This is a genomic window from Paenibacillus alkaliterrae (assembly GCF_021532375.1).
Lineage (GTDB): Bacteria > Bacillota > Bacilli > Paenibacillales > Paenibacillaceae > Pristimantibacillus > Pristimantibacillus alkaliterrae.
Genome location: NZ_JAKGAP010000043.1, coordinates 1 through 14113 on the forward strand (window position 1 = coordinate 1; position 14113 = coordinate 14113).

General features: G+C 50.2%; 13 protein-coding genes and 1 pseudogene. 13 read left to right on the forward strand and 1 reads right to left on the reverse strand.

Features of this window, described 5'->3' with window-relative positions:
* Positions 1-415: 415 nt before the first annotated feature.
* The 8 genes and pseudogenes from L1N85_RS17495 to pssA form a co-directional block, all read left to right on the forward strand.
* A pseudogene (locus L1N85_RS17495) lies at positions 416-586 on the forward strand (ArsB/NhaD family transporter); the annotation flags it as partial.
* Positions 587-906: 320 nt separating this feature from the next.
* Complete coding sequence (locus tag L1N85_RS17500) at positions 907-1368, forward strand: CtsR family transcriptional regulator (protein ID WP_235240360.1); 462 nt, start codon at positions 907-909, stop codon at positions 1366-1368.
* Between the two features lie 35 nt (positions 1369-1403).
* Complete coding sequence (locus L1N85_RS17505; RefSeq protein ID WP_235240361.1) at positions 1404-1925, forward strand: UvrB/UvrC motif-containing protein; 522 nt, start codon at positions 1404-1406, stop codon at positions 1923-1925.
* Between the two features lie 28 nt (positions 1926-1953).
* The gene (locus tag L1N85_RS17510) at positions 1954-3033 is read left to right on the forward strand and encodes a protein arginine kinase (protein ID WP_235240362.1); all 1080 of its coding nucleotides are present in this window, start codon (positions 1954-1956) and stop codon (positions 3031-3033) included.
* Positions 3034-3035: 2 nt separating this feature from the next.
* Entirely contained in the window at positions 3036-5495 is a 2460-nt protein-coding gene (gene clpC / locus L1N85_RS17515; RefSeq protein ID WP_235240363.1) for an ATP-dependent protease ATP-binding subunit ClpC, read from the forward strand.
* A 276-nt stretch (positions 5496-5771) separates the two neighbouring features.
* Positions 5772-7139 (forward strand): DNA repair protein RadA, encoded by a 1368-nt coding sequence (gene radA, locus L1N85_RS17520; RefSeq protein ID WP_235240364.1) that lies wholly within the window; start codon positions 5772-5774, stop codon positions 7137-7139.
* An 11-nt stretch (positions 7140-7150) separates the two neighbouring features.
* Complete coding sequence (gene disA, locus L1N85_RS17525) at positions 7151-8227, forward strand: DNA integrity scanning diadenylate cyclase DisA (RefSeq protein WP_235240365.1); 1077 nt, start codon at positions 7151-7153, stop codon at positions 8225-8227.
* An 87-nt stretch (positions 8228-8314) separates the two neighbouring features.
* The gene (gene pssA / locus L1N85_RS17530; protein ID WP_235240418.1) at positions 8315-9061 is read left to right on the forward strand and encodes a CDP-diacylglycerol--serine O-phosphatidyltransferase; all 747 of its coding nucleotides are present in this window, start codon (positions 8315-8317) and stop codon (positions 9059-9061) included.
* A 93-nt stretch (positions 9062-9154) separates the two neighbouring features.
* Here the strand turns inward: pssA and L1N85_RS17535 are convergent, their stop codons facing one another.
* On the reverse strand, positions 9155-9550 hold the full coding sequence (locus L1N85_RS17535) for a nucleoside triphosphate pyrophosphohydrolase family protein (protein ID WP_235240366.1): 396 nt from the start codon (positions 9548-9550) through the stop codon (positions 9155-9157).
* A gap of 175 nt (positions 9551-9725) precedes the next feature.
* Between L1N85_RS17535 and L1N85_RS17540 the strand changes: the two genes are divergently transcribed.
* The 5 genes from L1N85_RS17540 to L1N85_RS17560 all read left to right on the forward strand — a co-directional run bounded on the left by L1N85_RS17540 (position 9726) and on the right by L1N85_RS17560 (position 13894).
* Entirely contained in the window at positions 9726-10823 is a 1098-nt protein-coding gene (locus L1N85_RS17540) for a PIN/TRAM domain-containing protein (RefSeq protein WP_235240367.1), read from the forward strand.
* A gap of 50 nt (positions 10824-10873) precedes the next feature.
* Complete coding sequence (gene ispD, locus L1N85_RS17545) at positions 10874-11593, forward strand: 2-C-methyl-D-erythritol 4-phosphate cytidylyltransferase (protein ID WP_235240368.1); 720 nt, start codon at positions 10874-10876, stop codon at positions 11591-11593.
* Positions 11590-12072, forward strand: coding sequence for a 2-C-methyl-D-erythritol 2,4-cyclodiphosphate synthase (ispF, locus tag L1N85_RS17550; protein WP_235240369.1), 483 nt, complete (start codon positions 11590-11592; stop codon positions 12070-12072). Before ispD ends, ispF begins: the two co-directional genes overlap by 4 nt.
* A gap of 75 nt (positions 12073-12147) precedes the next feature.
* Entirely contained in the window at positions 12148-13620 is a 1473-nt protein-coding gene (gltX, locus tag L1N85_RS17555; RefSeq protein ID WP_235240370.1) for a glutamate--tRNA ligase, read from the forward strand.
* Between the two features lie 106 nt (positions 13621-13726).
* Entirely contained in the window at positions 13727-13894 is a 168-nt protein-coding gene (locus L1N85_RS17560) for a hypothetical protein (RefSeq protein ID WP_235240371.1), read from the forward strand.
* The last annotated feature ends 219 nt before the right edge of the window (positions 13895-14113 follow it).

Consider the following 14113-nt stretch of genomic DNA (forward strand, 5'->3'; position numbering starts at 1 on the left):
CCTCCAGCGCCAATGGTACTTAGACCGCAGGGTCTTGGGAGAGTAGGACGTCGCCAAGCACGAGAGACCTATCGCATGTTATGCGGTAGGTTTTTTGTTGTTTCTTGTTATCTAATGAAATCTATAACACTATAAAACATCCATTTCGAGAAAATAGGTTGTCTGATTATAGCAAACGTATCTCTCCAAACATATGAATACAGTATAAACTGCCTGATGTAGAAGCTATACAGGCGGCAGGAGGAGCATTCCTTATCATGCTCAGCGGCAGCGTTTCGTTCGCCGATCTAGCCGTTATGGCAACAAGGGCAAGGGATTCGGGTATACGGCTCTTCTGGTATGATAATTACCATCATCGCTTCGTATTTTGCTGTCCCGATTGAATGGGTCGCTGTTGGCGGCTCAGCTCTGCTACCTTACCGAAATGAATCTGGATCCGTTAACTTTGAAAATTGTTTATTTAGCTAATGTAATAGGCAGTGACATCAGTTCACTTCTGCTGCCGATCGGCACACTTGCTTCCTTGATCTGGTTTCATATCCTGAAGCAAGTTGTGCTGTATGCATGGGTTCATTGGTTATTTTGATTGAATGATTGGGAATCATGTCGTAATTTGCTGACGCTCAGTCGATTTGCCGGTGAGGCGAATGGAATGAGCGTTTTTGATGTTTCTGAAATGTGCAAAGCATGTATAAATGCCCGATAAGCGCACCAAGCTAATACATAAATGAATTTCTGCAAGCACTTGACCTTTTGCTAAAATTGCATATAATAAAATCAAAGTCAAAGAAAGTCAAAGTCAATTGTCCGAATATTCGGCGTTTGGTTAAACGATGTAAGGAGACTCCTTTGATTTTTGTGGTTCAGATTTCGTTTTACTGGTTATTTCTCAGGGAGGTTGGTGATTTGCGAAACATTTCCGATCTCATCGAACAGTATTTGAAGCACATGCTCCAAGACAGCCCGGAGGGCGCAGTCGAAATTCAGCGGAATGACTTGGCTGACAAATTTTCTTGTGTACCGTCGCAAATTAACTATGTGATCAGCACTCGGTTTACGATGGAGAAGGGTTACATGGTTGAAAGTAAGCGCGGCGGAGGAGGCTATATTCGAATTCAACGAATAGATCTTCCGTCATTGAAGGCGATCCAGTACCATATCGAGCAGACGATTGGCGATTGTGTCGATCAGAGTGCGGCGGAAGGGCTTATTTATCAGCTTGAGGAAGGCAGACTTATTTCGAAGCGAGAAGCGAATCTGCTTCGCGCAGCGGTGCATCGGGAGACGATTGCGCTCAAGCTGCCGCTGAGGGATGAGATCAGGGCAAGATTGCTCCGATCCATGCTTATCTCACTGTTGGTCAAATAGCGGCAATCCGATTATACCGGGAGGAGGGATCAGGTTTGTTTTGCCAAGAATGCGGTAAGAAACCGGCGACGCTTCATTTTACAAAAATCATTAACGGTGAGAAGACCGAATTCCATATTTGCGAAAGCTGTGCTCGCGAGAAAGGGGAAGGCATTCCTGGTGCGCCAAACAGTTTTTCCATCCATAGCTTATTGTCAGGACTTCTTGATTTCGAGCATTTAGGTGCTTCCGGAATTAGCGGCATGAAGCAGCCAGCGCTGCGCTGCGGGGATTGCGGTTTAACCTATGCACAGTTCAGCAAGATTGGTCGATTTGGATGCAGCAACTGCTATCATGCCTTTTCTGACAAACTCGATCCGCTTCTTAAGAGGGTTCACAGCGGTACCGTTCACAGCGGGAAAATTCCGAAGCGATCCGGTAATCAGATTAAATGCAAACGGGAAATCGAGCAGTTAAGGCGTGATATGCAAGTCAGAATCGAGCATGAGGAGTTTGAGAGCGCGGCTCAGCTGCGGGATCGAATACGTGAACTTGAACGCAAGATAGCTGATCTGTAAGCCTGTATGGAAGGAGTGAAAGAGCCTCTTGTCTAAGCATCGATTCTCACAGCACGCGCTAAGCGAATGGATGAAGGACGAAGGTCCCGAATCTGAAATCGTCATTAGCAGCAGAATACGCATCGCCCGTAATTTAAGTCATCAGCCCTTTCCGCTGCTCGCCACCGATCAGCAGGCCAAGGACGTGATGGACCAGCTCACGGAAGTCAGTCAATCGGGTAAATTAGCATCGGTTGGCCTATTCGAGACTATTATTTTATCGGATCTTACGGAGCTGGATAAACGGGTGCTTGTCGAAAAGCATTTGATAAGTCCCAATTTGGCGAATGAATCACGCTGCGGGGCTGTCATTTTAAGCAGTAACGAATCAGTAAGCATAATGATTAACGAAGAAGATCATTTGCGCATCCAATGTTTATATCCGGGTTTTCAAATTCAGGAAGCTTGGTCATTGGCCAGCGGAATTGATGATATTTTTGAAGCTGCTGCTGATTATGCGTTTGACGAGAAGCGAGGTTATTTAACGACCTGCCCGACGAACGTCGGAACAGGCATCCGGGCTTCGGTCATGATGCACTTGCCGGCACTCGTGTTGACGAATCAAATCAACCGCATTTTATCGGCAGTTACGCAGGTTGGCTTAGCGGTAAGAGGCTTGTACGGCGAAGGAAGCGAGGCGCTTGGCAATCTGTTTCAGGTGTCTAACCAAATTACGCTGGGGCAATCCGAGAACGAAATTATTGATAATTTGTTCGGTGTGGCCAGACAAATTATCGAGCACGAGAAAGCGGCGCGCAATCGGCTGCTGCAAGAGTCACGGCTTCGAATCGAGGATCGGGTGAGACGCTCGTACGGCATTTTAAGCCACGCCATGATTATGGATTCCAAGGAGTCGGCACAGCGGCTGTCGGACGTGCGGCTTGGCACGGATCTCGGTATTTTAACTGAAGTAACTCCGCAAATGTTGAATGAGCTTTTGGTTATGACTCAGCCCGGATTTTTACAGCAAGCCTTCGATGAGAAGATGAGTCCGGAGCAGAGGGATTACAGGAGAGCAGAACTGATACGCAAGCAATTGCGTGGCGAAACCGACCATGGGGGTGCATGAAAATGATGTTTGGACGATTTACGGAACGAGCACAGAAGGTGCTTGCATTGGCGCAAGAGGAAGCGGTTCGACTCGGACATAACAATATTGGAACTGAGCATATTTTGCTGGGCCTTATTCGCGAAGGGGAAGGAATAGCGGCTAAAGCATTAATCGGATTGGGGCTTGGACTCGAAAAGATTCAAGATGAGGTAGAGGCGCTGATCGGCCGTGGACAAGAGCAGCCGAACAATATCGCGTATACGCCTCGCGCTAAGAAAGTTATCGAGCTGTCCATGGATGAAGCGAGAAAGTTGGGCCATACGTACGTGGGCACGGAGCATATTCTGCTCGGGCTTATCCGTGAAGGCGAAGGCGTTGCAGCACGAGTGCTGAACAACCTGGGCATCAGTCTAAATAAAGCGCGTCAGCAAGTGCTGCAGCTGCTTGGAAGCAGCGAGGCGGTATCGAGCAGCCACGGCTCACAAGCAAACGTAAGCACGCCTACTCTGGATGGACTTGCAAGAGATTTAACAGCCTATGCCAAGGAAGGAAATCTGGATCCGGTTATTGGCCGGAGCAAGGAAATTGAGCGCGTCATTCAAGTGCTTAGCCGCCGGACGAAAAATAATCCTGTACTAATCGGGGAGCCGGGCGTCGGTAAAACGGCGATTGCCGAAGGCCTCGCTCAAAAGATCATCGAGAACGAAATTCCGGAAACACTTCGTGACAAGCGCGTCATGACGCTCGATATGGGCTCAGTCGTTGCAGGTACGAAGTACCGCGGTGAATTCGAGGACCGTCTAAAGAAGATCATGGACGAAATTCGCCAAGCGGGCAATATCATTCTCTTCATCGACGAGCTTCATACGTTGATTGGTGCAGGCGGCGCAGAGGGCGCGATCGATGCTTCGAACATTTTGAAGCCGTCGCTCGCACGCGGCGAGCTGCAGTGCATTGGGGCTACTACGCTTGATGAATACCGGAAATACATCGAGAAGGATGCAGCGCTTGAACGCCGCTTCCAGCCCATTATGGTGGATCAGCCTTCCCCAGAGGAAGCGATTCAAATTTTGTACGGTCTGCGCGACCGTTACGAAGCCCATCATCGGGTAAAAATTACGGATGAAGCGATCGTGCAGGCGGTGAAGCTGTCGGATCGCTACATTCCAGACAGGTTCCTGCCGGACAAAGCGATCGATCTAATTGATGAGGCCGGCTCGAAGGTTCGCTTGAACTCCTACACGATTCCGCCGAATTTGAAGCAGCTTGAGAATCGTCTGGAGGATATCCGCAAGGAGAAGGACGCAGCGGTTCAAAGCCAAGAATTCGAGAAGGCGGCTGCCCTTCGCGATACGGAACAAAAAATTCGCGAAGAGCTCGACGTGACGAAAAATCAATGGAAAGAAAAGCAAGGGCGTACCGATTCTGAGGTTACTCCTGAGGACATAGCTCAAGTCGTAGCAAGCTGGACGGGAATTCCGGTCAGCAAGCTGGCGGAGGGAGAAACAGAGCGGCTGCTCAACATGGAATCGATCCTGCATGATCGCGTTATCGGTCAAGATGAAGCCGTTAAATCCGTATCTCGCGCGATCCGCCGCGCACGTGCCGGTCTTAAGGATCCGAAGCGTCCGATCGGCTCGTTCATATTCTTGGGCCCTACAGGCGTAGGTAAAACCGAGCTTGCCAGAGCACTCGCAGAAGCGATGTTCGGCGATGAGAATGCGGTTATCCGCATCGACATGTCGGAATATATGGAGAAGCATTCGACTTCTCGACTCGTCGGAGCGCCTCCGGGCTATGTGGGTTATGAAGAAGGCGGACAGCTAACAGAGAAGGTTCGCCGCAAGCCTTATTCGGTTGTCCTGCTCGATGAGATCGAAAAGGCGCATCCGGAAGTATTCAATATTTTGCTTCAGGTGCTGGAGGATGGCCGCTTGACCGATTCTAAGGGCCGTGTAGTAGACTTCCGCAACACGCTTATTATTATGACGTCGAACGTCGGCGCAGATCAGATCAAACGGAACTCCTCCCTTGGCTTTACGGCCGTGCAGGATGCGGGAAGAGATTTTGCGCAAATGAAAGACAAAGTAATGGCGGAGCTGAAGAAAAGCTTCCGTCCGGAGTTCCTGAACCGGATAGATGAGACCATCGTGTTCCACTCGCTGGGTGAGGAGCACATCGCTCAGATCGTAACGCTAATGTCGGAGGAGCTTCGCAAGCGTCTGCGCGAGCAAGAAGTCGATTTCGTATTGACGGATGCGGCCAAGAGCTTCCTGGCGAAGGAAGGCTTCGATCCCGCATATGGAGCGCGTCCGCTTCGCAGGGCTATCCAGAAGCATATCGAGGACCGTATCTCAGAGGAACTGCTCATGGGCAACATCCGGAAGGGTGATTCGTTCACGATCGATGAGAAGGATGGCGGCTTGTCGGTTATCAAGACACTATCTGAGCCGGCTTCCGAAGAGCCTGCAGCGAAATAAATAAAATATAACAGATTACTGAAAGGCGCTCTCGTTATCCACTGTGGATAACGAGAGCGTTTTTTGCTGAGTTGCATATTGGGGATATGCTAATAACTTGTGGAAAATGTTGATAATATGTTGATAATTCTGTGGACAAAACCGTTATACAGTATAGGGGCGTTTAAGTGAACAAGTCATAAAACATATTCACCATTTATTTTGTAAACAAGGTGGGTTTATACAACGGGGATAAAATGGTAAACTTTAAGTACTGTCAAACTTAAGGAGTACAGAATGGCCAAAATAAAAACGAAATTCGTGTGTACCGAATGCGGCACCGAATCGCCAAAGTGGCTTGGCAAATGCCCGGGCTGCCACGCATGGAACTCCATGGTAGAAGAGAAGGAAACGGCAGTAAAGACGAGAGGAGTCGGTTTATCGTCGTTTCATGCGAAAGAAAAGCCGCAGTCCATCATACATATAGAAAGCGAGCAAGAGCCACGAATCGAAACAAGAATGCTGGAGCTTAACAGGGTGCTCGGTGGAGGTGTCGTGCCCGGGTCGCTCATTCTGGTTGGGGGTGATCCCGGTATCGGTAAATCGACGCTGCTTCTGCAGACCTCGCATGCCTTAGCGGATAAAGGACTTCGAGTGCTCTATATATCCGGAGAGGAGTCTGTACGCCAAACGAGATTGAGAGCGGATCGACTCGGCGCACTTACGGAATCGCTGTATGTATTATGTGAGACCAATATGGAGCAAATTAACGATGCCATCGAATCGTTGCAGCCTGATTTTCTCGTTATCGACTCCATCCAGACGGTTTACGATCCAAATGTGCAATCCGCACCGGGCAGCGTTTCTCAGGTCCGTGAATGTACGGCCCATTTCATGCGCGTTGCCAAGATCAAAGGCATTGCGACGGTGCTGGTGGGCCATGTTACGAAGGAAGGCGCCATCGCTGGACCGAGATTGCTCGAGCATATGGTAGATTGCGTGCTCTATTTCGAAGGAGAGCGTCATCATACGTACCGTATCTTGCGCGCCGTCAAAAACCGCTTTGGCTCCACGAATGAAATCGGCATTTTCGAGATGAGGGAGGAAGGCCTTCGCGAGGTGTCCAATCCGTCGGAGCTGTTTCTGTCGGAACGACCTCTTGGCGTTGCCGGCTCAACGGTCGTAGCGAGCATGGAAGGGACCAGGCCGGTGCTCGTTGAGCTGCAGGCTCTGGTTGCGACGACGAATTTTCCGTCTCCAAGACGGATGTCTACAGGCATGGACCATCATCGCATGGCACTTATCATTGCGGTGCTGGAGAAGAGAAACGGTATGTTTCTCCAAACGCAGGATGCTTATTTGAATGTAGCAGGCGGTGTGAAGCTGGATGAACCGGCCGTTGATCTGGCGGCTGCGGTCAGCTTAGCCTCAAGCTTTCGAGATGCTCCGACAAAGCCCTACGATGTCGTTTTCGGCGAAGTGGGGCTGACGGGTGAGGTCCGTGCCGTATCGCGGGCGGAGCAGCGGGTGAAGGAAGCGGAGAAGCTGGGCTTTAAACGGGTCATTATGCCTGAGAAGAGCTTAAAGGGCTGGAAAACGCCCGAGGGTATTGAAATTATTGGCGTCAGCACGGTTGCGGAAGCACTTAAGGCAGCGCTTGGATAGGGGGGCAGATGATGAAGGAACCTACTCAGCTTGAAATTATGAATCAATTATTGCAATTAGTCGCGCCAGGCACCCCTTTCCGCGAAGGGCTGGAAAATGTGCTTCGCGCCAAAACAGGCGCCCTGATCGTTGTGGGCTACAGCCCGGAGGTGATGGAGGTCGTTGACGGGGGCTTCTCCATTAATTGCGACTTTTCTCCGAACTATTTGTATGAGCTGGCTAAGATGGACGGAGCGATTATTATGAGCGAGGATATGCGGCGGATTTTGTACGCGAACACGCAGCTTATCCCGAATAGCTCGATACCGTCGATCGAGACAGGCATTCGCCATCGAACGGCGGAGCGGGTTGCTAAGCAAACGGGCAAGCTCGTCGTTTCGATCTCGCAGCGCCGTAACATTATTACGCTATATCAAGGCAACCTGCGCTATTCTCTCAAGGATATGGGCGTTATTCTTACAAAGGCGAATCAAGCGATTCAGACCTTGGAGAAATATAAGGCCGTGCTCAGCCAGTCGTTCACCAATTTGTCCGCGCTGGAGTTTGAAGAGCTGGTTACGCTGCAGGAAGTGGCGCATGTCATTCAGCGCGTCGAAATGGTGCTTCGCATCAAGATGGAGATTAAGCGTTACGTTAACGAGCTTGGTACGGAAGGACGTCTAATCAGCATGCAGATGGATGAGCTGGTAGGCGGCGTAGAAGAGGATGCTTGGTACTTACTTAAAGATTACGCAAAAGATAATTCAGATGAGAAAATCAGGGAAATACGGGCAGGGCTCAAGAAGCTCAGCTCCGAAGAACTGCTCGATGCTCCGCCAATCATCCGTTTGATCGGATATTCACATACGAATAATATGAACGAGGAATCGGTATCGCCGCGAGGCTACCGTTTGTTGAATAAAATACCTAGGCTGCCGCTCATCATTATTAACAACCTGATCGAGCGCTTCGGCCGTTTACCGCATATTTTGATGGCTACGATAGAGGAACTGGATGAAGTTGAAGGCATCGGCGAGGTGAGAGCGCGAGCGATCAAGGAAGGCCTCAAACGGATTCAAGAGCAGATGTTCATTGACAGGCAAATCTAAATCCCATACAATAGATGGAATGTAGTCCTGTAATTTCGTGATACATTCGTTAATGTTTTTGGGCATAGTAGAGAAGAGGTGGAAATGATGATTACAAAATCGATACCGAGCCTTCTCACGGTGGGGAACCTATTCCTAGGAGTAATCGCCATCATTCTTGTTTTTAATGAAAAACCAGATACGGCAGCGATGATGGTATTAATCGCCATGCTGCTTGACGGAGTAGACGGTCGCGTTGCTCGGGCGCTGAACGTTCAAAGTGAATTCGGCAAAGAGCTGGACTCGTTATCCGACGTCATTTCGTTTGGCGTAGCGCCGGCATTCATTATGTATGTGGTCGCTTTTCAAGAACTTAATCCGGCGTACGCTTGGATTGTAACGGCTTTGTTTCCGATCTGCGGCGCTTTGCGGCTTGCCCGCTTTAACGTCATATCGAGTGCGCCAGGCTACTTTATCGGCCTTCCCATTCCTGCGGCGGGAGGCGTTCTGGCGACGCTTGCCTTGTTTAAGGATGACATTTACGTCTCTGTGCTTCTAGCGAGCACTTTTGCGCTTTCCATTCTGATGGTCAGTACGATTAAATATCCGAATTTCAAAAAAGTCGGCATTCCGAAGAGCGCTGTATGGGTCGTTCCCGTTGTTATCATCGTTGCTATCGTTCTAGGCTTAATCTTCAAAAACGATTTATCCAAAATTTTGTTTGTACCGCTGCTTCTCTATGCGCTGTACGGCCTAAAAAAAAACGTTGATCGAAGGCTTAAGAAACGCAATCGCAAGCGCGGCAAGCGGGGGGATCAACCGGAGGAGCCGGTTCAAAGCGAGAAGCCCGCATAAATTTATGCGATGCCATAAATACAAAAATAAGTCTTTCATCACCTCGACGGTGACGAAAGACTTTTTCTTATTTTTGCATTAATGGAGCAAGCATCACGTTAAATTAAACAGGCCTAAAGTCGAGCATTTGTCGTATTCGTCGGTAATGACTTCGTCCAATTGAATATCTAGCTGATTACATAATGCGGTCATGTAAAACAGGTTGCGGCCAAGCTCGGACTTCAGAACGTCGCGGCAGTGTTCGCATACGGCCCCCGATAGGTGGCTTTGCAGCGTTGCTTTTGCATTTTCAAGATTGAGCTCATCGGAATATTGCTGTTTTCGGGCATTCAATTCGATACAGCCGCAGTCCGTAACGGCTTTCGTAACCGCACGATTGACGGAAGCGTTCGACTGGCCGAATTTGGACATGACATCCAGCAAGCTGCGGTGCCTGAGCAGCAATTCCGAGACCTGCTGCTGAAATTGATTCAATGTAGGAGCACTCATTGGTTCCACCTCTTTCATCAACCTCTTGTGAAGTAATCTCAATTCCCATTATAAGCCTCCGCCGTACCGTTTACAAAATGTGAATTATTAAAAATTAAAAATGTTTGCAATTAATAGTCCGACTACGGTTAGCACGACCATAATTGGAACATAATTGTAGTGGAGGTGAACCATTATGGTTAGACGAATAATACAATTGATAGGTATGTTGTTCGGCGGTATGGCCGGCGGTGAAGTATACGGGTGGATGAACGGCGCGGCCGTATGGTCCGGCTCATCATTCGGGATGCTGCAGCGATCCGGCACTTATTACATGAATGTAGCAATTGGCGCGGTTTTTGGTGTTATTGCGGCTACGATGCTAGCAGGTAAAATCATACGTTTCATGCAAGAAGGTGCGGAGAAAACGGCAGAACTTCCGCTTAGGCAGCTGTTCGCGGGCGCGGGAGGCTTGCTTGCCGGCTTGCTGCTGGCGGTATTGCTTTATCCGGCTGTGTCAGGATTAGAGGGTATAGGGCATCTCATTCCCGCTGCCATGATGCTGTGCTTCGGTTATTTGGGTACGCGTATCGGGCTTTATAAGCAGGAGGAGCTGGCGAGCGGCTTTGCAGCTATGCTGGAGAAGCGGCGCACTGCACCGGCGGCTGATGAAGCGGGCGGGTACGAGGAGCATAAAATATTGGATACGAGCGTCATTATAGACGGCCGGATCGCCGATATTTGCAAAACCGGATTTATCGAGGGTACGCTCGTCATACCTGAATTCGTACTGGAGGAGCTGCAGCATATTGCCGATTCCTCTGATTTGCTAAAACGTAATAGAGGACGGCGCGGGCTCGATATTTTGAATAAGATTCAAAAAGAGCTTGATGTAAAGGTGCTTATCTACGAAGGCGACTTTGAAGAGATTGGCGAGGTCGACAGCAAGCTTGTTAAGCTGGCTAAGGCGCTGCATGGCAAGGTCGTCACTAATGATTTTAACTTAAATAAGGTATGCGAACTGCAAGGCGTATCGGTGCTGAATATTAATGATTTGGCTAATGCGGTGAAGCCTGTCGTCCTGCCGGGAGAAGAAATTATTGTTCAAGTGATAAAAGACGGTAAAGAGCATGGCCAAGGCGTAGCCTATTTGGATGATGGAACGATGATCGTCGTAGAGGGCGGACGCGAATATATCGGTACGACGATGGAGGTGCTCGTGACGAGCGTGCTGCAAACGTCGGCGGGCCGCATGATATTCGCAAAGCCGAAGCTGTTGGAAAAAGCGCTGTAAAAAGGTATGATAGTACTATTCTATCTAACAGCGTGAGGCAGGTTAAAGGCATGGGAGTTAAATGGGGAGTCGTCATCGTGGCGGCCGGTCGAGGCACGCGAATGGGGACGAAAGAGAGCAAGCAATATTTGCAGCTCGGGGACAAGCCCATTCTCGTTCATACGCTGGAGCTGTTCCAGTCGATGGATTTGGTGAAGGAAATGTCTCTTGTCGTCGGTGACGATGATATTGGGCGATGCCGCGAATGGGTGCGTCTGTATGAACTGACGAAAGTAACAGCCGTGGTTGCGGGCGGCAAGGAGCGTCAGCACTCCGTACATGGCGGTCTAAAGTCGCTGTCGACGGACTGGGTAATGGTGCATGACGGCGTTCGTCCGCTAGTCACAACGGCAGCAGTACGCGCTTGCTGTGCCGCGGCGGAGCAAAGCGGCGCTTCCGTGCTTGCCGTTCCGGTTAAGGATACGATAAAACAAGTGAACGAAGCGGGCGTGATCGTTTCTACGCCAGACCGCCGAAGCTTGTGGGCGATACAAACGCCGCAAGCTTTTCGGCGTGTCCTATTGCTGGAAGCGCATGAGCGTGCGCTGGCGGACGGCTTCATCGGCACGGATGATGCCATGGTTGTGGAGCGTTTGGGAACTCCCGTAACCGTGGCGGAAGGTGAATACACGAATATAAAAATAACGACGCCCGAGGATTTGCCGTGGGCGGAATTTTTGCTCGCGAAGCGTCGTGCCGATACGGCAGAGGGGAAGGGTGGGCACGGATGATTAGAGTTGGACAAGGGTTTGATGTGCATCAATTGGCAGAAGGTCGTCCATGCATTATCGGGGGAGTAACGATTCCCTATGAAAAGGGCTTGCTGGGTCACTCTGACGCGGATGTGCTGCTGCATGCTATTACGGATGCGATTCTCGGCGCATTGGGGCTTGGCGATATCGGCAAGCATTTTCCCGATACGGACGCCGCCTTTAAGGATGCGGACAGCTTGAAGCTGCTTGAACAGGTATGGATGCTCGTACGCGGGCGCGGATACAAGCTCGGCAATATCGATTCGACGATTATCGCCCAGAAGCCGAAAATGCTGCCCTATATTCCGCAAATGGCGGAGATTATAGCCAAGGCGCTGGAAGCGGATATATCGCAGGTGAATGTAAAGGCGACGACGACGGAGCAGCTTGGCTTTACGGGACGCGGCGAAGGGATTGCGGCGCAATCTGTTGTTTGCCTTATTAAGGATGTGCTATGATCGGACTTATATTTAAAATAACGAAGGCTTGCGATGCCGGAAATGGCTTCGCAAAAATTTGAGGAGGTATATGAGATGACAGCAGAAGTGCGCGTACGCTATGCCCCGTCTCCGACGGGACATTTACATATCGGCAATGCAAGAACGGCCTTATTTAATTATTTATATGCCAGAAATCGCGGCGGAAAATTTATTATCCGTATTGAAGATACGGACGTGAAACGTAACGTGGCCGGCGGTGAAGAAAGCCAGCTGAAGTATCTGAAGTGGCTGGGCATCGATTGGGACGAAAGCATTGACGTTGGCGGAGGCTACGGCCCTTATCGGCAGACGGAGCGTCTGGATATATACAGCAAGTACTGGCAGGAGCTGCTGGACCGCGGCCTTGCGTATCGCTGCTATTGCTCAGAGGAGGAGCTTGAGCAGGAGCGGGAAGCGCAAATCGGGCGCGGCGAGACGGCGCGTTATTCGGGACAGCACCGAAGTCTGACTGAAGAACAGCGCCTGGCGTTCGAAGCGGAAGGGCGCATTCCGAGCATTCGGTTCCGCGTGCCGGAGAACCGCACCTATGCGTTCGATGATATCGTGAAAGGCTCTATCAGCTTCGATACCGCTGAAATGGGCGATTTCGTTATTGTGAAGAAGGACGGCATCCCAACCTATAACTTCGCCGTCGCGCTCGACGATCATTTGATGAAAATCAGTCATGTGCTGCGCGGAGAGGATCACATCTCGAACACGCCCCGCCAGCTTATGATCTATGAAGCGTTCGGCTGGGAGCCGCCGCAGTTCGGCCATATGACGCTTATCGTCAATGAACAGCGCAAGAAACTGAGCAAACGCGATGAATCGATCATCCAGTTCATTTCGCAATATGATGACCTGGGTTATTTGCCGGAAGCTATGTTCAATTTCATTGCGCTGCTTGGCTGGTCGCCCGAAGGCGAGCAAGAGATGTTTACTCTGGCTGAGCTCGTACAGCTGTTTAATGCGGAGCGTTTAAGCAAGAGCCCTGCCGTATTCGACACGCAGAAGCTTAGCTGGATGAATAATGAATATTTGAAAAAGGCCGATATTGCTCGACTCGTGGATCTATGCATTCCTCATTTGCAAAAGGCGGGACGCGCGGTAAGCGAACTGGATGCGGAAGGACGCGCTTGGGTAACGGATCTTGTAGCGCTGCATCAGGAGAAGCTGCGCTATGCCGCGGAAATTGTACCGATGACGGAGTTATTCTTCCGCGAAACGGTTCAGGATGAGGAGGAAGCGGCAGCGGTACTTGCAGAGGAGCAGGTGCCTGCTGTGCTCCAGGCTTTCCTTGATTTAGTGGAAGCGGGCGAGACGCCTTTCCAAGTAGATGGCATTAAAGGCATGATAAAGACCGTACAGAAGGCGACGGGCTTCAAAGGCAAGCAGTTGTTTATGCCGATCCGCGCAGCGCTAACCGGACAGACGCATGGACCGGATTTGAATCAGTCAATTGCTTTGCTCGGCAAGCAGAAGGTAATAGAACGTTTACGCGGACGTTTAGCTTCGCAAAGCGCATAGCGAATAGGCTAGCTGCACCATAAGCGGGCAGCCGTGTGATATAGCCCTTGTCACCTTTTTAGGTATTCGGTATACTATGACTATTAAACATATGAAATGAACGGCCATGAACAGGAGAAGTACGTTTGCTTGTGGATTCGCAGAGAGGACAACCGTCATTCGAATCGGCGTTGCGGCAAGAGCGATGTTCGAAGATTGGAATGGGGCTGCAAGTTGTCTGGTCCGCCGAACGGAAATATGCACCTGGGAGCTTTGTTCCGAGCTGCAAGCTTGAAATTGAACGGTCATAGGATACGAAGGAATCGTGTATCCTTTTTGATGGCATATATTTCAGCTAAGCAGGGTAGGCAGCAACGTCCGTCCGCGTTAAGGACCTTAAGACGAACAGCAGCCGACGATGAGTCGGAGGGTTTGTTCAAGCAGAGTGGGACCGCGAGATAACACGCCTCTGCAGCATTTGATGCTGCGGAGGCTTTTTTTATTTTTGAACTAT

Excerpts from the sequence above, each read along its gene's own strand:
- L1N85_RS17535 (WP_235240366.1), bottom strand. The coding sequence starts at position 9,550 with ATGAGTGCTCCTACATTGAATCAATTTCAGCAGCAGGTCTCGGAATTG.
- pssA (WP_235240418.1), top strand. The coding sequence starts at position 8,315 with ATGATTACAAAATCGATACCGAGCCTTCTCACGGTGGGGAACCTATTC.
- radA (WP_235240364.1), top strand. The coding sequence starts at position 5,772 with ATGGCCAAAATAAAAACGAAATTCGTGTGTACCGAATGCGGCACCGAA.
- ispD (WP_235240368.1), top strand. The coding sequence starts at position 10,874 with ATGGGAGTTAAATGGGGAGTCGTCATCGTGGCGGCCGGTCGAGGCACG.
- clpC (WP_235240363.1), top strand. The coding sequence starts at position 3,036 with ATGATGTTTGGACGATTTACGGAACGAGCACAGAAGGTGCTTGCATTG.
- ispF (WP_235240369.1), top strand. The coding sequence starts at position 11,590 with ATGATTAGAGTTGGACAAGGGTTTGATGTGCATCAATTGGCAGAAGGT.
- disA (WP_235240365.1), top strand. The coding sequence starts at position 7,151 with ATGAAGGAACCTACTCAGCTTGAAATTATGAATCAATTATTGCAATTA.
- L1N85_RS17560 (WP_235240371.1), top strand. The coding sequence starts at position 13,727 with ATGAACAGGAGAAGTACGTTTGCTTGTGGATTCGCAGAGAGGACAACC.
- L1N85_RS17540 (WP_235240367.1), top strand. The coding sequence starts at position 9,726 with ATGGTTAGACGAATAATACAATTGATAGGTATGTTGTTCGGCGGTATG.
- gltX (WP_235240370.1), top strand. The coding sequence starts at position 12,148 with ATGACAGCAGAAGTGCGCGTACGCTATGCCCCGTCTCCGACGGGACAT.